The sequence below is a fragment of the Bacillus sp. SIMBA_008 genome (genome assembly GCF_046535495.1).
GTDB lineage: Bacteria > Bacillota > Bacilli > Bacillales > Bacillaceae > Bacillus > Bacillus subtilis.
Window position 1 is genome coordinate 898,156 of the sequence record NZ_JAWRWL010000002.1, and the last position, 20,108, is coordinate 918,263.

18 protein-coding genes are annotated in these 20,108 nt (G+C 43.5%); 9 read left to right on the top strand and 9 right to left on the bottom strand.

Annotated elements, in window-relative coordinates; genetic code table 11:
- Positions 1-248 precede the first annotated feature (248 nt).
- Positions 249-1,244 carry an aldo/keto reductase AkrN gene (gene akrN / locus SB658_RS10155; protein WP_003245422.1) on the bottom strand — a complete coding sequence of 332 codons (996 nt, stop codon included), beginning with the start codon at positions 1,242-1,244 and terminating at the stop codon, positions 249-251.
- A gap of 196 nt (positions 1,245-1,440) precedes the next feature.
- Between akrN and sigM the strand changes: the two genes are divergently transcribed.
- From sigM to SB658_RS10170, 3 genes are read left to right on the top strand one after another with little or no spacing between them, the layout of a single operon-like run.
- The gene (gene sigM / locus SB658_RS10160) at positions 1,441-1,932 is read left to right on the top strand and encodes an RNA polymerase sigma factor SigM (protein ID WP_003224177.1); all 492 of its coding nucleotides are present in this window, start codon (positions 1,441-1,443) and stop codon (positions 1,930-1,932) included.
- The gene (locus SB658_RS10165) at positions 1,922-2,998 is read left to right on the top strand and encodes an anti-sigma factor (protein WP_010886459.1); all 1,077 of its coding nucleotides are present in this window, start codon (positions 1,922-1,924) and stop codon (positions 2,996-2,998) included. Before sigM ends, SB658_RS10165 begins: the two co-directional genes overlap by 11 nt.
- On the top strand, positions 2,986-3,276 hold the full coding sequence (locus tag SB658_RS10170) for an anti-sigma-M factor (RefSeq protein ID WP_003233341.1): 291 nt from the start codon (positions 2,986-2,988) through the stop codon (positions 3,274-3,276). Before SB658_RS10165 ends, SB658_RS10170 begins: the two co-directional genes overlap by 13 nt.
- Positions 3,277-3,302: 26 nt before the next feature.
- Here the strand turns inward: SB658_RS10170 and SB658_RS10175 are convergent, their stop codons facing one another.
- The gene (locus tag SB658_RS10175; protein ID WP_009966899.1) at positions 3,303-3,731 is read right to left on the bottom strand and encodes a GNAT family N-acetyltransferase; all 429 of its coding nucleotides are present in this window, start codon (positions 3,729-3,731) and stop codon (positions 3,303-3,305) included.
- 109 nt (positions 3,732-3,840) lie between these two features.
- On the opposite strand from SB658_RS10175, the gene pdxR reads away from it, so the two are divergent.
- A complete protein-coding gene (pdxR, locus tag SB658_RS10180) occupies positions 3,841-5,250 on the top strand; it encodes a MocR-like pyridoxine biosynthesis transcription factor PdxR (RefSeq protein WP_144500810.1) in 1,410 nt (469 codons plus the stop codon).
- A 35-nt stretch (positions 5,251-5,285) separates the two neighbouring features.
- On the opposite strand, the gene SB658_RS10185 is transcribed toward pdxR, so the two are convergent.
- The 4 genes from SB658_RS10185 to citA all read right to left on the bottom strand — a co-directional run bounded on the left by SB658_RS10185 (position 5,286) and on the right by citA (position 10,449).
- Entirely contained in the window at positions 5,286-6,641 is a 1,356-nt protein-coding gene (locus tag SB658_RS10185; RefSeq protein ID WP_003233348.1) for a sodium-dependent transporter, read from the bottom strand.
- Between the two features lie 118 nt (positions 6,642-6,759).
- Positions 6,760-8,157: a branched-chain amino acid transporter BcaP gene (bcaP, locus tag SB658_RS10190; RefSeq protein WP_032721236.1), complete on the bottom strand. Its 1,398-nt coding sequence runs from the start codon at positions 8,155-8,157 to the stop codon at positions 6,760-6,762.
- A 248-nt stretch (positions 8,158-8,405) separates the two neighbouring features.
- The gene (locus SB658_RS10195; protein WP_032721235.1) at positions 8,406-9,275 is read right to left on the bottom strand and encodes an SDR family oxidoreductase; all 870 of its coding nucleotides are present in this window, start codon (positions 9,273-9,275) and stop codon (positions 8,406-8,408) included.
- Positions 9,276-9,348: 73 nt separating this feature from the next.
- A complete protein-coding gene (gene citA / locus SB658_RS10200; RefSeq protein ID WP_032721234.1) occupies positions 9,349-10,449 on the bottom strand; it encodes a citrate synthase CitA in 1,101 nt (366 codons plus the stop codon).
- A 108-nt stretch (positions 10,450-10,557) separates the two neighbouring features.
- Here citA and citR point away from each other — a divergent pair, with 108 nt between their 5' ends.
- Complete coding sequence (citR, locus tag SB658_RS10205) at positions 10,558-11,433, top strand: transcriptional regulator CitR (RefSeq protein ID WP_032721233.1); 876 nt, start codon at positions 10,558-10,560, stop codon at positions 11,431-11,433.
- Between the two features lie 70 nt (positions 11,434-11,503).
- On the opposite strand, the gene lytE is transcribed toward citR, so the two are convergent.
- Positions 11,504-12,508: a peptidoglycan endopeptidase LytE gene (gene lytE, locus SB658_RS10210; protein WP_003244816.1), complete on the bottom strand. Its 1,005-nt coding sequence runs from the start codon at positions 12,506-12,508 to the stop codon at positions 11,504-11,506.
- Positions 12,509-13,037: 529 nt separating this feature from the next.
- Here lytE and phoA point away from each other — a divergent pair.
- A complete protein-coding gene (phoA, locus tag SB658_RS10215; RefSeq protein ID WP_010886458.1) occupies positions 13,038-14,423 on the top strand; it encodes an alkaline phosphatase PhoA in 1,386 nt (461 codons plus the stop codon).
- Between the two features lie 29 nt (positions 14,424-14,452).
- Here the strand turns inward: phoA and spoVR are convergent, their stop codons facing one another.
- Positions 14,453-15,859 (bottom strand): stage V sporulation protein SpoVR, encoded by a 1,407-nt coding sequence (gene spoVR, locus SB658_RS10220; protein ID WP_003233364.1) that lies wholly within the window; start codon positions 15,857-15,859, stop codon positions 14,453-14,455.
- Between the two features lie 162 nt (positions 15,860-16,021).
- On the opposite strand from spoVR, the gene SB658_RS10225 reads away from it, so the two are divergent.
- The 3 genes from SB658_RS10225 to lytF all read left to right on the top strand — a co-directional run bounded on the left by SB658_RS10225 (position 16,022) and on the right by lytF (position 19,714).
- Positions 16,022-17,548, top strand: coding sequence for a mechanosensitive ion channel (locus SB658_RS10225; protein WP_003245641.1), 1,527 nt, complete (start codon positions 16,022-16,024; stop codon positions 17,546-17,548).
- 106 nt (positions 17,549-17,654) lie between these two features.
- Positions 17,655-18,095: a nitric oxide-sensing transcriptional repressor NsrR gene (gene nsrR, locus SB658_RS10230; protein WP_003245378.1), complete on the top strand. Its 441-nt coding sequence runs from the start codon at positions 17,655-17,657 to the stop codon at positions 18,093-18,095.
- A 152-nt stretch (positions 18,096-18,247) separates the two neighbouring features.
- Positions 18,248-19,714, top strand: coding sequence for a peptidoglycan endopeptidase LytF (lytF, locus tag SB658_RS10235; RefSeq protein WP_032721232.1), 1,467 nt, complete (start codon positions 18,248-18,250; stop codon positions 19,712-19,714).
- 41 nt (positions 19,715-19,755) lie between these two features.
- Here the strand turns inward: lytF and SB658_RS10240 are convergent, their stop codons facing one another.
- On the bottom strand, positions 19,756-20,079 hold the full coding sequence (locus SB658_RS10240; RefSeq protein ID WP_014476269.1) for a YqzG/YhdC family protein: 324 nt from the start codon (positions 20,077-20,079) through the stop codon (positions 19,756-19,758).
- Positions 20,080-20,108: the final 29 nt, after the last annotated feature.

Sequence of the window (20,108 nt, forward strand, 5' to 3'; positions counted from 1 at the left end):
TAAAATCATAAAATGTTTTTCATTTTATGATTTTGTCATCTATTCAGCGTGATTGAAAACCCTTGAGTCTAGGAAAGGCGAGCATGGACGAGACTTTCACAGGATGTGATGACAGCGGTGTTTGGGCAGGACGCCTAAGCATTTAGCCGCTGTTCCTTCATCATTCGTGAGCACCGACGCGCAGGCCTGACAACGAATGCGAGGGTTTGTCGCCACGCTGAAAGCTGAGGATTCGCCCTCAGCTTTTGTTATATTTCCTCTCTGGTCGGCGGGGCCATAAACTCCGGTCCGACAGGGTCTGATATCGTATTTTCCAATATAGTATTGATATCTTTCTGATCTTCACTGTTCAGCGTCCAGCCTGTAATCTCAGATAGGGCCTCAAGCTGCCCAGGCTTTCTTGCTCCCCAAAGAGCGATATCCGCTCCCGGCTGATCTAAGATCCATCTGACAGCCAAGTGAATCACTGATTTTCCATAACGTGTCTTCGCCAGCTTATCCAATTGATTGACAGCAGAAAGATACTCTTTAAAGCGGGGCTTCTGGAATTTTGGATCGTGATTACGCAGATCATCGCCCTCAAATGTATATTCTTCAGTCATTTTGCCTGTTAACAGCCCTCTGCATAAACTGCCGTATAATAATGTTGTTATCTTGTTATCTTTCGCATAAGGAAGGACACTCTCTTCCATCTCTCTTTCAAACAGATTATATGGAGGCTGAATCGTATGGAGAGGTGCGACGGCGCGAAATGTATCCATTTGCTCAATTGAAAAATTGCTGACGCCAATCGCCCGGATTTTTCCCGCATCATATAATTCCTTCATGACTTCAGCCGTTTCTTCAATTGGCACAAGCGGATCGGGCCAATGCACCTGATAAAGATCAATATAGTCTGTTTGAAGCCGCTTCAAAGAATTCTCAACTTCCTCTACAATTCTCGCTCTGTTCGCATGGCGGAACAGCTGGTTGTTCTTCCAGTCCAGAGCCGTTTTCGTTGCGAGAATCACCTGGTCTCTTTTGCCGTACTCTTTGATTGCCTTTCCGACGATTTCCTCGGACTGCCCGAAGCCGTAAGCCGGCGCGGTGTCAATCAGTGTAATCCCCTGATCAAGAGCGGCGCGGATTGTTTCAATCGATGTTTTTTCGTCAGTGCCTCCCCACATCGTTCCGCCAATGGCCCATGTGCCGAGGCCGATTCTGGAGGCTTCTATTCCTGTATCTGCTATACTGGTATATTCCATTGTGCCACTCCTTCACTTTTTCACTATCTTTTCCCCTCTGGAAAAAATGTTAAACATTTCTCCGCACTATCTTTTGCGGCCATTTTTGGGTACTATATAGTAATGGTGTTTGATTAGGTATAAAAAAGCCGTTTGCATGTAATGTGCAACTTTAAACCTTTCTTATGCGTGTATAACATAGAGGGGAGAAAAGGCAGTGACGATCGATGAAATTTACCAAATGTACATGAATGATGTTTACAGGTTCCTGCTCTCCATGACAAAAGACAAGCATCTTGCTGAAGACTTGCTGCAGGAAACCTTTATGCGGGCATACATACACATTCACTCCTATGATCACAGCAAAGTAAAGCCCTGGCTTTTTCAAGTGGCGCGAAACGCCTTCATTGATTACGTCAGAAAGCATAAGAAAGAAGTAACCATTTCTGATGACTTAATCGGAAGCCTCTTTCAAAATGCTGTTCAAAGTCCTGCCCATCAGGTAGAGATAAAGGAAGTGCTGACTGGTTATATGTCCGAGCTCCCCGATAATTATCGGGAGGCCTTAACGCTATATTATTTAAAAGAGTTAAACTACAAAGAAGCATCCCATATTATGAATATTTCAGAGGCGAATTTTAAAAGTGTTTTATTTCGTGCCAGACAGCGGCTGAAAGCACTTTATAATAGAGGTGTTAATGATGAATGAAGAATTTAAAAAGCGTTTTGATCAATATAAAAATGGGGAAATGAGCGACCAGGAAATGACTGCATTTGAGGAAGAACTTGAGAAGCTCGAAGTATATCAGGAACTGATTGACAGCGAACTAGAGGACGATAACGATTGGGATCTCAGCATCAGTCCTGAAAAACAAAAAGCGATTTTAGCCTACGGCAAACGCAAGTCTTATTTGCGAATTTCTGTGCTTGCCGTCATTTCGACATTGATGATTTTGCCGCTTTGTACGCTGGGAAGCTACCTCTATTACGGAATGGGTGGGAAACACAGCACCGGCAATGAGTTTATGGAAACTGCCGCAGTCACTGTAGCCCTGACCATGCCGAATGTTCTTGTTGATACTTCCGGACTGAAAAGCCAAGTGAAGCTATTTGGAATGAATACGGAATTCCCGCTGCAAAAGCAGATTGGCACGAAGACGGCTGCCGTAGGGAATGAACGGGTTGAAATGTTTTATAACAAAGTAAAAGCGCCGGCAGTAAACTACTATGACTTAGAAGTGAATAAAACCGGCCATTACTTTACACATCCTTCAAACAAGTCTGAACAAACGACCGCAAAAGCAGAAAAAACGTTAAGCACATTGCCTGAAGGAACGGTATCAGAGGTCTACCTTTCATATGACCGTGCATATCCGACAAAAGACGTGTATAACAAATTCAAAGGCTATGATGTGAGCTTTTTGTGGAACGCAATCGAAACAGAGAAAAACACAAATAAGACAGCTTCCACAGAACCTCTTGGCTATCCTGGAAAGGATTCAAAGTTCTTGGCCGCCCTTAATACAAAAGGCAAGTCGAATGGCGATCAGTTTATCAACGCCTTGAAATTCATGTCCAAACACGAAAAATGGGCTCAGGTCATTTCAAAACGGAAAGACCTGAATGTAGATAACCGATTAGATTATGTAGAAAAAAACGGTGTCAATGTATACGGTTCGGTCGTTACAGGGCCAACCAAGGAAATCCAGCGCATGCTGAAAAATAAATCTGTAAAATCAGCGAATGTCGGTGAGGTGGAATTATGGAACTGGTAAGAATTTTTAAAGAACACAATGTATTCGGCTGGATCTCTGTCGGGACAGCGGTTCTGTCCCTGCTGTTGCTGAATTTGGCCATTATCAGCAATGTCACGTTTTATTCCTATCAAATGCTTCCATTCGCCATGGCTGCCGTTCCGTTCGGCGTTGTTGAACTCTTCATCAAGAGAGGGCGCACAGGCCCCGGCCTGCTCGGCGTCATCCTTAATCTCTTTGTGATTATTTGTGTGTATACCATTGTATCTGTAGATACGAATTTACAGTTTGGCTTTTAAAAAAGACGCCTTTTCAGGCGTCTTTTTTATACCGGTTTTCGGAACAAATAACTTTCTATAGTAAAACCCATTTTATCTGTATAAAATCGATGTGCGTCTTTACGCTGAAGGCCAGATGATAGACTGACAAAACCGAGTCCGGCTTTTCTCGCCCAGTCTGAGGCATAATCCAAAAGCATTTTGCCGTATCCCTTTGATCGGCAAGGTGCCGTTGTAACAAGATCCGCAATCCATAAGTGCTCTCCTTTATGAATGGAAACTCTCGGCAGAGCCCCGCACAGCGCTCTGATTGCTGTATTTTCATATAAGGCAAACAGCATATACGATTCTTTCTGCACACAGGCTTCAAGCCTTTGTAAATACGTCTCTATATCCAGTTCTGTTCTCAATTCACTCATAATCGGATACGACTCAGCCCATTCTTCTTTCGAGGTTAATTGTTTCATATGGATCATCTTCTCAATCCCCTTTCCTTTCGTTACAATGATCATAGCTAATAAATGGCATTTGCCAAATAGCCAATATCAGAAAAAATGACCATGCCAGCTACAAAGGAGACATGAGATGGATATTACGCCGTTTCTTGATAAAAAGAGCAAAACACCGCTGTATGAGCAGCTTTATACCTTTTTTAAACAAGAAATTTCACATGCGCGAATCACAAAGGGAACAAGACTTCCGTCAAAACGCAGGCTCTCCAGCTTGCTCGATGTCAGCACGGCAACTATAGAACGAGCTTATGAGCAATTAACTGCTGAGGGCTATGTCAAAAGCAAGCCGAAAATCGGCTGGTTCGCGGCGGAAGTAGAACCAGGATTCCCGACAGCTCCTGACCATTTTCAGCAGTCTGTACAGCCGGGATTACATGAAAAAAACGCACCTACTATTGACTTCCATCAGGGCAACGTTGATCCGACCCTCTTTCCCTTTAACGCATGGAGAAAAAGCATAGTAAAAAGTCTTGATCGCTATTCCAGATCGTTTCACACCTCTGGCGACCCTCAAGGAGAATACGAACTCAGGCACATGATTGCCCGATTCGTCAGGCTGTCTCGGGGAGTAAATTGTGAACCCGGCCAGATTATCATCGGCGCAGGAACCACCGTGCTTCTGCAAATTCTTTGCCTTTCGCTAAAGCCAGGTACAAAAATCGGCTTTGAAGAACCGGGCTTTCACCGTTCAAGAAGGATGTTTGAAGCAAATCACATGGATGTCACTCCGATTTGTTCTGATGCAGAAGGCGTCCTGCCGGATGAGCTCTACCGTCAGAATCCTTATCTCATGTATACGACTCCTTCGCATCAGTTTCCGATTGGGACCATTATGACGATTACCCGCAGACAGGAGCTGCTGGCATGGGCGGCAGAAACAAATTCATTCATTATAGAAGATGATTACGATGGAGAATTTCGCTACAGCGGCCATCCCATTCCGTCTTTACAGGGGCTTGATCCGAATGGCAGAGTCATATATCTGGGCACTTTTTCAAAGTCACTTCTGCCTTCCTTGCGGCTCAGCTTCATGATTGTGCCCCCTGAACTCATGGAACCGATCAAAAACAGTGCTCAGTTAATGAAGCAGACCGTCTCTGTCCACTCGCAATTGACACTGGCAGACTTCATCGAAACCGGAGAGTGGCAAAAACACATAAATAGAATGAGAAGCTTATACCGAAAAAAACACGCTATCCTGTTAGAAACCATCCGCTCTGAACTGGGAAACACCGTTGAGATTCTCGGTAAGAACTCGGGGCTTCACATCCTGCTGCGCCTTTTGTTTCCAGCAAGTGAGGAAGAAGCAATACAAGCAGCTGCAGACCACGGTGTAACCATCTATCCCGTGTCTCCCTTATATATAGAACAGACGGCTTTTACTTCTGTCTTAATCGGTTATGGCGGTTTGTTAGAAGAGGACATCAGGCTCGGCATCCAAAAACTGAAAACGGCATGGGCACCGTTGATATCATCTTATTAAATAAAAAACAGGCCCCGGAAACGGAGCCTGTTTTTTTAAAATGATAAAATTCCGATTAAATTTAAGAACACGATAATAATGGCAAGCGGCACGATAAAACGAAGCAAATAAAACCACGTGTAAAAGAATGCTTTACCTGCATTTGATCCATTTCGCATTTCAGCCAAGAGTTCGCTTTTCGAAATTTTCAGCGGGATAAATAGAGAAATTAACAGAGCGCCTGAAGGCATCAAAACATTGCTGACGGTAAAGTCGGCAATATCAAAAAATGTTTTGCCAAATAGGTGCACATCACTCAAAACGCCATAAGACAAGCAGCATGGGATTCCGACCAAAAAGATCAAAAGCCCGCTCGTCCATGACAGTTTTTTTCTCTTCTTTTCGTCCCCTTTTCCGATTGTGGCAACGATAATTTCAACCATAGAAAATGCTGAGGTTAAGGCTGCAAATAAAAATGCAACGAGAAAGCCGATAAAAAACAACGTGCCGAACGGAAGCTGTTCAAAAACGGCCGGAAGCACTGTAAACAGCAATGTCGGTCCTTCATTTGGCTGAAAACCGAATGAGAAAACCGCCGGAAAAATAGCCAAACCTGCCAAGAGTGTCACAATGATATTCATCAAGACAATGGAGGCTGCCGAACGAGGGATATTTTGTGTTTTCGGCAAATAGGAGCTGTAGGTCACCATCACCGAAACCCCCAGTGTTAACGTAAAGAAGGCCTGTCCCAGCGCGAATAATATGGATTCCGGAGTCAGATCGCCGAAATGAGGCACAAGCAGAAACTTTACGCCTTCCATTGCACCATTAAGCGTAAGAGACCGAAGAACGAGCAGAATAAACAATAAAAACAAAATCGGCATCATCACCGCGCTTACCCGTTCAATCCCTTTTTGAACCCCTCTTGCGACAACGATGACAGTAAGTACCATAAAGACAAGCTGAGCCGCGAGCGTCTGCACCGGATTTTGGATAATAGAAGCAAAAAGAGCGCCATACTGTGCTTGAGAAAGCCCGGACAGTGAGCCTGACGCCGTTTTTACGATATACAGCAAAATCCATCCCCCAATTACACTGTAAAACGACAGCACTAAGAAACACGCGGCTACGCCGATCCACCCCGTAAGAAACCAAGCTGATCGCGGCGCTTCTTTTTTATATGCATCAATGGCATTCGTCTGGTTCCGTCTTCCAAAAATAAATTCCCCCACCAAAAGCGGATAGCCTAAGAGGATGGTAAATAACACGAAGATAAGAAAAAAGGCTCCTCCCCCATTGGTCCCCGCTACGTAAGGGAACTTCCAAATCGCGCCCAAGCCGATAGCCGAGCCGGCCGCTGCCATGACGAAACCGATTTTCGAAGCCCATTGGACTGGTTTTTGCTCAGACAATAAACGTCACTTCCTTTCCAGCCTATATTATCTCTTATTTTTGTCTTCATTTCTATAGATTCATTTGCCAAGAACAGAAAAGAGAGCGGCCTGTATGGACGCTCTCTTTATCAAAAGGTTATTGATTTAATTTTGAATGCTTTCTTGAATACAGAAAATAGATTACCAAGCCGATTAACAGCCACACTAGGAAGCGGACAATCGTCACCCATCCCAGATTTAAAATCAAGAACAGGCAGAACAGAATCGCCAGGCCTGGGATCACGGGAACTCCCGGGCATTTAAAAGCTCTCGGAAGATCAGGCTGTTTCTTTCTCAAAACGATAACTGCCACAGAAATCAGGACAAATGCCGACAACGTTCCGATGTTTACCAGCTTTGCAAGTTCATCCAGCGGAACAAGTGAGCCGAGAAGCGCCGACATCGTTCCGAAAAACCAAGTGGCTACATAAGGTGTTTTGTGCTTTGGATGCACTTTAGAAAGTGAGCCCGGCACAAGTCCGTCACGCGACATGGCAAACATGACGCGTGTCTGCCCGTAAAGCATCACGAGCATAACTGTTGTCATTCCCAACACGGCGCCAATATCAATGATGCCTGCCACCCAATTTTGCCCTGCGCTTTGAAGAACTAGAGAAACCGGATGATCTACACCCGCAAATTGAGCAAACGGGATAACCCCAGTCATGATCGCTGATACGGTGACATATAAAATCGTGCAAACCAATAAAGAGAAAATAATGCCTTTAGGCAGATCCTTCGCGGGATTTTTCGTTTCTTCCGCAGCAGAGGATACAGCGTCAAATCCGATAAAAGCAAAGAATACGAGCGCCGCTGCACTGAACACGCCGCCAAAGCCCATTGGCATAAACGGCTGCCAGTTGTGCGGCTTCACGTAAACGGCTGCCACCGCGATAAACAGCAGAACAACCAGTATCTTCAAGATAACCATGATATTGTTGACTCTTTTTGATTCTTTGATGCCTAAATAAAGCAAATATGTTATCGCCATTACAATGACGAATGCAGGAAGATTAAACAGGGTAAAGGTGCCTTTCACTGCGCCCGGTGCCGCTGTTAAAGCAACCGGAATATGAATGCCGAGCCCTGATAAAAACGATTGGAAATAACCAGACCAGCCGACCGACACTGCACTTACCGCCAGCATGTATTCTAAAATTAAATCCCACCCGATAATAAAGGCCATAAGCTCTCCCAATGTCGCATAAGTGAATGTATACACCGAACCTGAAACAGGCACACTTGACGCAAATTCCGCGTAAGACAGGGCGGCGAATAAACAAGCCAGCGCCGCCACAACAAATGAAATCGTCAGCCCGGGACCGGCCGTGACTGCACCTGTTCCCGTCAGAACAAAAATCCCTGTGCCAATAATGGCGCCGATTCCAAGCAACGTTAAATCAAATGCCCCTAATTCTCTTTTTAAAGACTTTTCACCGCTCGTCGCAGCGATTAAATCCTGAATGCTTTTCTTCCTAAAAACGCTCCCTTTCATTCCCCTTCAACTCCCGATCATCTATTTTTATATATTTTATTTGAATTTTCTGAATTCATGAGCAACAATGGTCATTTTTCTTTTTTTCTACTATATTTGTACTGGTCGCGAATCATTCCTTTCTCCTACTCAATATTATATATAAAATTGCAAAAATGAAAACAAAATTGTTAGAAAAATCGACAAATTTTTTATTTTTAATTTTTTACCGCACAAAAAAACCAGCTCTAGAGCTGGTTTTTCGTTGATTACGTTGAAATAAAACGGCCGCCATTCACATGAATGGTCTGCCCTGTCATATAGGAAGATTCGTCAGACGCCAGCAGAACATAGGCGCCTGCATGCTCAACCGGCTGTCCCGGTCTTCCCATTGGGGTATCCAAGCCGTGCTGTTTCACTTTTTCCTCAGGGAATGTCGCCGGAATAAGCGGTGTCCAAATCGGACCGGGCGCCACCGCATTCACTCTGATGCCTTTATCTGCAAGCGACTTCGCCATGGAACGCGTAAAGGAGACAATCGCACCCTTTGTGCTGGAATAATCAATTAACGCCGTATCCCCTTCATAAGCGGTAATCGATGTCGTATTAATAATGGCACTCCCCTCTTCCAGGTGAGGCAAAGCTTTCTTCGTCATATGAAACATGGAAAAAATATTTGTGCGAAAGGTTTTTTCCAGCTGTTCTGTTGAAATTTTGAGAATGCTGTCCTGCGGATGCTGTTCAGCGGCGTTATTCACTAAGATATCAAGTTTACCAAAATGGTCCACTGTTTGCTGCACAGCTTGTTCACAATGGTTCTCGTCCCCGACATCTCCCGGGATAAGCAGGCAGCGGACATTCTCCTTTTCGATCCGTTTACGTGTTTCCTCTGCGTCCGAATGCTCGTCTAAGTATAGAATGGAGATATCAGCCCCCTCTTTAGCAAAGGCAATAGCTGCTGCTCTCCCTATTCCGCTGTCGCCTCCAGTAATGATCGCGACTTTTCCTTTCAGTTTTCCGCTTCCTCGATAATCCTCGTCCTCTGACAGCGGCAGCGGGTTCATTTTTGATTCAATGCCCGGCTGTCTGTCCTGATGCTGCGGTTCTTGTCCTTCTGTTTGTCTGTCCATTGGGTTCACATTCATCACTCCTAGACATGTGGTTGATACTGAACGTTACCACACGACAGAAATGAATAAACGCCAAAATATGTTATGAAAGAACTTCCTCGGGAATGGCACCAGTATATTTCGCTGACGGGCGGAAAATCATGTTGTTTTCTGCCTGTTCCAGCACATGGGCGCACCACCCTACCATTCGGCTTGCTGAAAAGGTCGGAGTAAACAATTCATCGTCAAAATCGATGGCCTTCATCACTGCAGCTGCGTAAAATTCAACATTTGTGTACAGCTTTCGTCCCGGTTTGTAGATTTCAAGCAAACGAATCGCTTCTGCTTCTACATGCAGCGCAAGATCAAGATCACGGTCATTGCCGGCCACCTCTTCTGCTTTCTGTCTTAAAGCTTCTGCCCGCGGGTCTTTTGTTTTGTACACCCTGTGGCCGAATCCCATCAAGCGCTCTCCTTTTTCGAGTTTTTCTTTCAGATATGCTTCAGCATGTTCTTTTTCTCCAATGTCTTCAAGCATTTTTGTCACCGCAGAAGGAGCGCCTCCGTGCAGCGGACCTTTCATCGTGCCGAGAGCAGACGTGACGGCTGACACTAAATCACTCTCTGTTGATAACGTGACTCGTGCCGAAAAAGTGGATGCGTTCATGCCGTGTTCCATGGCCAGAATCATATAGGTTTCAAGCGCTTTCTTTTTTGCCTCTGAAGGTTGTTCACCTGTGAGCATATAATAGTAGTTTTCGACATGTCCGTACTGGGAAGAAGGTGCAATTGCTTGTTCACCGCGCGTCCATCTTTTTCTGTATGCGATGATGGAAGGCGTGATTGCAATCAGCCGGATTGCTTCCTCTGTTTTCGGATGGAATATGTACGTATTTACCCCCAATGCTGAAACAACCGTTCTCAGCACCGACATATCGTCCATGTTGTTTGGCAGTGATTGAATCAAGCGCTCAATGTGTTCCGGAAGATTCCGTTCCGCAGCCAGCTTATCTTTAAATACCTGCAATTCTTCAGTTGAAGGCAGTTTTCCAAATAAAATCAAATAAGCCGCTTCTTCAAAGCTATGATTCAGTGCGATGTCTTTTGCATGATGTCCTCTGTAAATCAGACGCCCTTTTTCACCATCAATATGGCTGATGGATGTTTCTACACATGTAATTCCCTTTAATCCGTAATGTACCATTTGTATTCCCCCTATCCTTTTCTGTTATTATAGTAAATATAATATTTAAAAAATAATGAATATTTTAAAGGGAATTAATTAAAAATATTAATCAGAGGGAGAATAGAAATGGATTTCAAATGGCTTCACACCTTTGTGACCGCTGCAAAATATGAGAACTTCCGAAAAACGGCGGAAACGCTTTTCTTATCTCAGCCTACTGTGACCGTACATATCAAGCAATTAGAAAAAGAAATCAGCTGCAAGCTGTTCGAGCGTAAAGGCAGGCAAATCCAGCTGACTGATGAAGGCAGGGCGTATTTGCCGTATGCGCTCAGGCTTCTTGATGATTATGAAAACAGCATGGCAGAGCTTCACAGAGTGAGACAAGGCTACTCTCAAACCTTACAGCTCGCGGTTTCTCCGCTTATTGCAGATACTGTGCTTCCTTCTGTCATGAAACGGTACACAGCAATGAATACGGAAACAGAAATGGCGGTTACAATTTTCGAATCAGCGGAAATCGCGTCACTGATTAAAGCCGGGGAAGCAGATATCGGACTAAGCGGTTTAAAGGTACAGTCTTCATCTTTAAGCTGCCACTGCCTATACAAAGACCCTGTCGTCCTTGTTGCCCCGCCCGATAAGCGTTTCATAGAAGACAACGAAATTGATGCCAAAGAGGTGCTCGAACAATACCTGCTTTTGACCCACAATCACCCTGATTACTGGGACGACTTGCTCCGTCAAGTCAGAATGACTTTTCCATTTGTGAGAACAATGAAGGTCACTCAAACACATATAACGAAACGGTTTATCAAGGAAGGACTCGGAGTTTCATTTCTGCCTTTATCTACAGTAAAGCGTGAGTTAGCAGAGAAACAGATGATCAGAATTCCTTATCAGTCTGTACAGCTGCCCTATGCCGGCGCTTACGCGATTGCCCTTTATGAAAATAAGAAAGAAAAAAAGTTCTTGGATTTTTTATCACATTTTCATTTTTAGGAGCAACCAAAACGCCTGTGCTCCGTCTAATGAAAAAAACCCGTTCCAATGAACGGGTTTTCTCTAAAAATTAGAATCTTTTCGCACCGAGGTAACGAGGCTTCCAGTAGCTGTTGTTCAGGCTGCTGATTTGTACGCCGTCAGATCCTGCATGAATGAAACTGTTGTTTCCAATGTAAATCCCCATGTGAGAAGGGCCGGATTTATATGTTGTGAAGAAGACGAAATCACCAACAGACGGGCTGGCAATGCTCTTCATAGAACTCCAGTATCCTGCAGTGCTTGTTCTGCCCACACTTGTTTGTTTATTCAGTACGTACCAAATGAATCCGCTGCAGTCAAAGCCTGAAGTTGTCGTTCCGCCCCATTTATATGGCGTTCCGACTAACGCTTTTGCATCAGAAACCAGCTTGCTCACATTAAGTGATGTAGATGACGTTTTGCTGCTTGAAGACGATGAAGATGAAGCAGGTTTTGAGCTGCTTGTGCTTGTTCCTTTCACCTTCAATACTTGGTTGACATAGATTACATCTGATTTTAAGCCGTTTAAGCTTTTTAATTTGCTAACCGTAGTGCCGTATTTGCTCGCAATTTTAGAAAGGCTGTCTCCGCTCTTCACTTTATAAGTAGAAGTTGAAGACGATGACACTTTTGATGAGCTGGAGCTGCTTGAACTAGTTGAACCTTTCAGTTTCAGGACTTGTCCAACACGAAGCAAATCTGATTTTAAGCCATTCAGCTTCTTCAGTTCATTGATTGTCATGCCGTATTTTTTTGAAATTTTCCAAAGGCTGTCCCCGCTCTTTACTTTGTATGTAGAAGAAGAGGAAGAAGAACTGCTGCTTTTTGAACTTGTAGATTTGCCGTTAATCGATAAAGTTTGTCCCACATAAATAATGTCTGAACGAAGGTGGTTCTCTGATTTAATTTTACTGATCGTTGTGTCGTATTTTCTTGAAAGATCCCATAACGTGTCGCCTTTTTTCACCTTAATGCTTTGTGCAGATGCCGCTCCTGCAAATAACGTCGATCCTAAAACAACTGCTGTCGTAGCTGTAATGATTTGCTTTTTCATATTTTCCTCCCCAAATGTTAACTCTATATATATGTATCTCTTTTTTTAAATTAATCTTATTGATTTCTATTATAAGGATAGATTCCCATCAGAAATAGTCTTGACTTCATGTGACAAATTTCTTAATTATTCGTTCTAAAAAAAAGTTTTTAAGGGTATTAAATATTTCATTTTCATTGCAAAGGTGACAAAAAACGAGTGCTTTTGTCATGTTTTATGGGATGTTTTTCAACATAAAGGAAATAAATGAAAAACTTTCGGGGTCGGCTCATATATCGGAAAAATGAGTGATAAAGTATATTCGAGGAGAGCTGTGGTTATCCGCAGTTTTTTTATTTAAACAAACATATCATGCAAAGACAGAGAGGTAAAGATTTTTCTGAAAAATGAATGCTTTACATCAAATAAGGCAAGATAACGAAAAGCGTTTTTTCATTTCCTTACAAGGCTTTACTTATTGTTTACATGATCAACAGCCGCATTTAACAAAGTTTCCCTAACATGATAAACGGAATACATTAAAGGAGGCATGAAAAAAATGAGTTTGTTTCAAAATATGAAATCAAAACTTCTGCCAATCGCCGCTGTTTCTGTCCTTACAGCTGGAATCTTTGCCGGAGCTGAGCTTCAGCAAACAGAAAAGGCCAGCGCCAAAAAACAAGACAAAGCTGAGATCAGAAATGTCATTGTGATGATAGGCGACGGCATGGGGACGCCTTACATAAGAGCCTACCGTTCCATGAAAAATAACGGTGACACACCGAATAACCCGAAGTTAACAGAATTTGACCGGAACCTGACAGGCATGATGATGACGCATCCGGATGACCCTGACTATAATATTACAGATTCAGCAGCAGCCGGAACAGCATTAGCGACAGGCGTTAAGACATATAACAATGCAATTGGCGTCGATAAAAACGGAAAAAAAGTGAAATCTGTACTTGAAGAGGCCAAACAGCAAGGCAAGTCAACAGGGCTTGTCGCCACGTCTGAAATTAACCACGCCACTCCAGCCGCATATGGCGCCCACAATGAATCACGGAAAAACATGGACCAAATCGCCAACAGCTATATGGATGACAAGATAAAAGGCAAACATAAAATAGACGTGCTGCTCGGCGGCGGAAAATCTTATTTTAACCGCAAGGACAGAAACTTGACAAAGGAATTCAAACAAGCCGGCTACAGCTATGTGACAACTAAACAAGCATTGAAAAAAAATAAAGATCAGCAGGTGCTCGGGCTTTTCGCAGATGGAGGGCTTGCTAAAGCGCTCGACCGTGACAGTAAAACACCGTCTCTCAAAGACATGACGGTTTCAGCAATTGATCGCCTGAACCAAAATAAAAAAGGATTTTTCTTGATGGTCGAAGGGAGCCAGATTGACTGGGCGGCCCATGACAATGATACAGTAGGAGCCATGAGCGAGGTTAAAGATTTTGAACAGGCCTATAAAGCCGCGATTGAATTTGCGAAAAAAGACAAACATACACTTGTGATTGCAACTGCTGACCATACAACCGGCGGCTTTACCATTGGCGCAAACGGGGAAAAGAATTGGCACGCAGAACCGATTCTCTCCGCTAAGAAAACACCTGAATTCATGGCCAAAAAAATCAGTGAAGGCAAGCCGGTTAAAGATGTGCTCGCCCGCTATGCCAATCTGAAAGTCACATCTGAAGAAATCAAAAGCGTTGAAGCAGCTGCACAGGCTGACAAAAGCAAAGGGGCCTCCAAAGCCATCATCAAGATTTTTAATACCCGCTCCAACAGCGGATGGACGAGTACCGATCATACCGGCGAAGAAGTACCGGTATACGCGTACGGCCCCGGAAAAGAAAAATTCCGCGGATTGATTAACAATACGGACCAGGCAAACATCATATTTAAGATTTTAAAAACTGGAAAATAAAAAGGATGCAGAACGCTGCATCCTCTTTTTTATAAATATCTGCGGTGAACACCTTTTCCGTCGTACGAAAACATGACTTCCTTATCCTCAAGCACAGACTCAATGTGCACGCTTCTTCCCCAAAGCTGGAATAAATAAGGAAGCACTTTCTCCAAATATTTCAAATCCAACTCTATGCCCTCATACCAATGCTTAATATAGAGTTCGTTATTTTTCATATAATCGCCGTCGTTTACTGTCAAATATGGAAAACCGCCATTTACCCGCATGCTTACGAGCTGGTCGCGCACCGACTTCCACTGTTTATCGATGATTTTATAATCTCGGCCCTGTTTTTGAAATAAATAAAGATCCTCGCGCATGACTAATTCTTTGGTTAAATAATTGCGGATGAAAGAGATATCGGATTCAATCTCCCTGACCTCAAACATTTTCTCCCGGCCGGAGTCAGGCTGCACGCCCATTTTCTTCATTTCCTCCGTCGGGTTGTTGTACCTCTTTTCAATGTCTTCAAATATTTTCAGCCCTAAATAATAAGGATTAATGCCTGTTTTGGACGGCTGAACGACACCTGCATTCAGCTTGGCGAACTCGATCGCTTCATCAGAGGTTAAATCAAGCTCACGTATAATTCTCTGGTGCCAATAGGAAGCCCAGCCCTCATTCATAATCTTGGTTTCCAGCTGAGGCCAGAAATAAAGCATTTCCTCTCTCATCATCGTTAATATATCACGCTGCCATGGCTCCAGCTCCCGGGAATGCTCCTCGATAAAAAGCAGGATATCTTTTTCAGGCCGCGGCGGGAACGGTTTTTTCGATTTTTTCACTTGTTTTTTCGGTTTCTTTTCATCTAAAGACCATAGATCATCGTAAGGCGTGGCTGCCTCTTCAATCTCCTCTTCCTCATCATCCACACTCCATTGGAGCTTTGGTCGGACCAACGACGGATCGATATGCTCCTGAATCGAAAGGATTGCATCTAAAAAAGATTCGACTTCTTTTATCCCGTGAACCTGTTCATAGTGTTTTATCCGTTCAGCTGTTGCCGCCATGCTTTCCACCATATCGCGCTTCGTGTTTTGGAAACGGCAGTTGTTTTTGAAGAAATCGCAATGAGCAAGAACGTGTGCGACAATCAATTTATTTTGGATCAGTGAGTTGCTGTCCAGCAAAAAAGCGTAGCATGGATCTGAGTTAATGACCAGCTCATAGATCTTACTTAACCCTAGATCATAGTGCAGCTTCATCTTGTGAAACTGCTTGCCGAAGCTCCAGTGGCTGAATCTTGTCGGCATCCCGTACGCGCCAAATGTATAAATAATTTCAGCCGGGCAGATTTCATATCTCATCGGGTAGAAATCAAGGCCGAATCCTTTTGCAATTTCGGTAATTTCCTCAATTGCCCGCTGTAATCCCTTCTTCTCCTCCGCGTTCAACCGAATCCCCCCTACTTGGACTTATCTATAATGTATGAGCCCGCCAGACAAAAGATGATAGTCTCACTCGGGCAAGAAAAAATTCCCCCGGCACATTCATCTGTTTGCTTATTGGATAAGTGGGTAAACACACACCATACTACGAAAAAGGAGCGATACCAATTGAATGTAGCAGACGTGTTTTCTTCTTATCTCAGTAAGCTGCCAAACGTAATCATTGCTTTACTCGTCTTATTAATCGGCTGGGCTATTGCTAAAATCATTGAAAAAGCGGTATACAAAGGACTCAGCAAAACAAAAATCGACGACAAGCTCTTTGCTGGGAAAAAGCCTTCACGCTATTCCTCGGAAAAAGTCATAAGCAAGGTCGTTTATTTTATCGCACTGATCATCGTCTTTATTTTATTCTTTAACATTTTGCACCTGACAACAGTGGCATCGCCGTTTGTCAGTATGCTTTCGGCGATTGCAGCTGCGATCCCAAGCGTGCTGAAAGCCGGACTCATTCTGCTGTTAGGATGGGCTGCAGCTTCTGTTTTGAGCTTCCTTGTCAAAAAAATCGGGATGAAGCTGAACACGAGTGACAAACTGCGCAAGTGGAATTTGGTGTCTGAAGGAAAAGATATTCACCAGGCTGTCAATACCGCTTCACAAATTGTCTTTTATCTCGTGCTGCTTGTTTTTCTGCCAGGGGTCTTATCTTCTTTGAAAATCAGCGGCATTTCAGGTCCTTTTACAAATATGATGGAAAGCGTGCTCGCTTTTCTGCCGAAATTATTTGCAGCGGCGCTTATCGTATTAATCGGATGGCTTGTTGCCCGCCTTGTCCGTGATATCATTACGAATTTCCTTGCAAGCATCGGCACCGAAAGATTCGCGGCACGTATGGGTTTATCAATTTACTTAAAAGACACAAGCCTTTCAGCAGTCATCGGAACAATCGCTTATGTGCTCATTATGATTCCGGTGGTCATTTCAGCGCTTGATCAGCTGGATGTCGCCGGCATTTCAAAACCAGCTGTCTCTATGCTGAATACGATTTTAAACATGCTTCCGAACATCATGATTGCCATCGTGCTTGTATTAGCGGGTATCTGGGCAGGAAAATGGGTGAAATCCATGGTGTCCGGACTGCTCCATCGCGCAGGCTTTGATTCTGTCTTAGGGAAAATGGGCATGGAAGCCGGAACGCCTGCAAAGCTGTCCTTGTCTCAAGTTGTCGGTATGATTGCGCAAATCATTGTCATTCTGCTCTTTACAGCTGAGGCGCTTCAAATTGTTCGGCTGCACTTCCTCGTAGAAATTGCCACCGGCATCATCGCGTATCTGCCGAATGTCCTTGTCGCAGTATTCATTCTCGGACTCGGCCTTTACGCAGGAGAATTGGTGAGAAAAGTGCTCGCAAGCATGATAAAAGGTCAGGAATTCAAGTCTTTAGCGCCTATTGCTAAATATACGATTATCGCACTTGCTTTCTTTATGGCCCTGGATCAGCTGGGTGTCGCTGCGACAATCGTCAATTCCGCGTTCATCATCGTTCTTAGCGGCTTCGCACTTGCTTTTGGTTTATCCTTCGGCCTTGGCGGTAAGGATTTTGCATCACGTTATCTGTCTACATTTGAACGCAAAATGCAAAACACAGAAATCGAAAAAAACCGTAAAAACCAAAATCCGCCGAATGACATGTAAGCAAAAAACATGCACCCAGCTGGGTGCATGTTTTTTAATTCCTTTTTTTTCATTTTTCAATCGATTATGATAAGATATAGAAAATGTCTTATTCTGAGGTCTTATTATGAAGTTAACCAATTATACAGATTATTCATTAAGAGTGTTGATTTTTCTGGCTGCAGAGCGTCCCGGAGAACTTTCAAATATAAAACAGATTGCCGAAACGTATTCTATTTCAAAAAATCATCTCATGAAAGTCATATACAGGCTCGGCCAGCTCGGCTACGTAGAAACGATACGCGGACGGGGCGGCGGCATACGATTAGGCATGGACCCTGAAGACATCAACATCGGTGAGGTTGTCAGAAAAACGGAGGACGATTTTAATATTGTTGAATGTTTTGATGCGAACAAGAATCTCTGTGTTATTTCCCCGGTTTGCGGCTTAAAACATGTGCTGAATGAAGCGCTTTTAGCCTACCTCGCAGTTTTAGACAAATACACACTGCGCGACCTCGTCAAAAACAAAGAAGATATCATGAAGCTTTTAAAAATGAAGGAATAGATTAAGATTCCTTCTTTTTTTATGCCCTTTTTCCCCCTTATTGTTAAGATAATTTGGCTATTTTTATAAAAAGGCAAAACGATGAGACAAATGTGCCGATATAAAAAAGAAACAGCAAATGCAAAATCATTGGGGGAAAAAGGAGAGCTAAGATGAAAAAGAAATTAGCAGCAGGGCTGACAGCATCTGCGATTGTCGGCACAACTTTAGTAGTGACACCAGCTGAAGCAGCAACGATTAAGGTCAAAAGCGGAGATTCTTTATGGAAACTGGCCCAAACCTATAACACAAGTGTGGCGGCCCTCACATCCGCCAATCATCTTTCGACTACTGTTCTGTCGATCGGCCAGACGCTTACTATTCCAGGCAGCAAATCCAGCACTTCTTCATCTACTTCAAGCTCAACAACCAAGAAGAGCGGAAGTTCTGTTTACACAGTGAAAAGCGGAGATTCACTTTGGCTGATCGCAAATGAGTTTAAAATGACGGTGCAGGAACTGAAAAAATTAAACGGACTAAGCAGCGATTTAATTCGTGCTGGGCAGAAATTAAAGGTGTCCGGTACTGTTTCTTCAAGCTCTAGTTCCAGTAAAAAAAGCAACTCTAATAAGAGTTCAAGCTCCAGTTCAAAAAGCAGTTCTAATAAGAGTTCAAGTTCTTCATCTTCTACGGGAACATATAAGGTGCAGCTTGGAGATTCACTTTGGAAAATTGCAAACAAAGTCAATATGTCCATCGCTGAATTGAAGGTCTTGAACAACTTAAAATCAGACACCATTTACGTGAATCAGGTGTTGAAAACAAAATCAAGCGGCTCTGATACGTCTTCTAAAGACAATTCATCCAAATCGAACCAAACTTCAGCAACAACTAAATATACCGTTAAAAGCGGTGATTCACTTTGGAAAATCGCAAACAACTATAACCTGACTGTACAGCAAATCCGAAATATCAACAATCTGAAATCAGATGTGCTTTACGTTGGACAAGTATTGAAGCTGACAGGTAAAGCATCTTCAGGCTCTTCATCATCGTCGTCTTCTTCGTCAAATGCAAGCTCCGGCACGACGACTACATACACGGTGAAAAGCGGTGATTCCTTATGGGTGATTGCTCAAAAATTTAATGTAACAGCTCAGCAGATTCGTGAGAAAAACAATTTAAAAACGGATGTCTTGCAGGTTGGCCAAAAGCTGGTCATTTCCGGAAAAGCTTCATCATCGTCTTCATCCGGTTCTTCAAACACCACCAGCTCAACGAGTGCGAAGATTAACACAATGATTTCGGCCGCTAAAGCGCAGCTTGGGGTTCCGTATCGCTGGGGAGGCACGACACCGTCCGGGTTTGACTGCAGCGGATTCATTTACTATGTACTGAACAAAGTCACATCCGTATCTAGATTAACGGCAGCGGGATATTGGAACACAATGAAATCAGTTAGCCAGCCTGCTGTCGGAGATTTTGTTTTCTTTACAACATATAAAGCCGGCCCTTCCCACGTCGGAATTTACCTAGGCAACGGGGAATTCATAAATGCCAACGATTCCGGAGTTGTCATTTCCAATATGAATAACTCTTACTGGAAACAGCGCTATCTCGGTGCAAAACGATATTTCTAAAAACAGAAACTGTGCGGCCTTAACGGCTGTACAGTTTTTTATTAGAGCCTAAAGACGTTGATGCTGATCATATGATTTGTCACCGGATGAAAATAGACTTCGGCCCGAACAGAAAAAGTGTCATCTTTTTGTCTGACTGTCACCCGAAAGACATCTTTCGTCTGCTGATCATTCACCTCTGTACGCCCCATATAAGCATAATCAGAAAATGAAGCACCCTTATATTCATCCTGAATTTTGCTCCAGGCAAGCTGTTCCCACTTTTGAACGGACTCGTTTGTGTCCGTTGAATGACCTTTTGCAGCCATTGACACGATAATCAATCCGCAAAAAAGAAGCGCAATGGTATACGGCAGAGATTTCATTTTTTCAGTCTCCTGTACCCAGAATATGT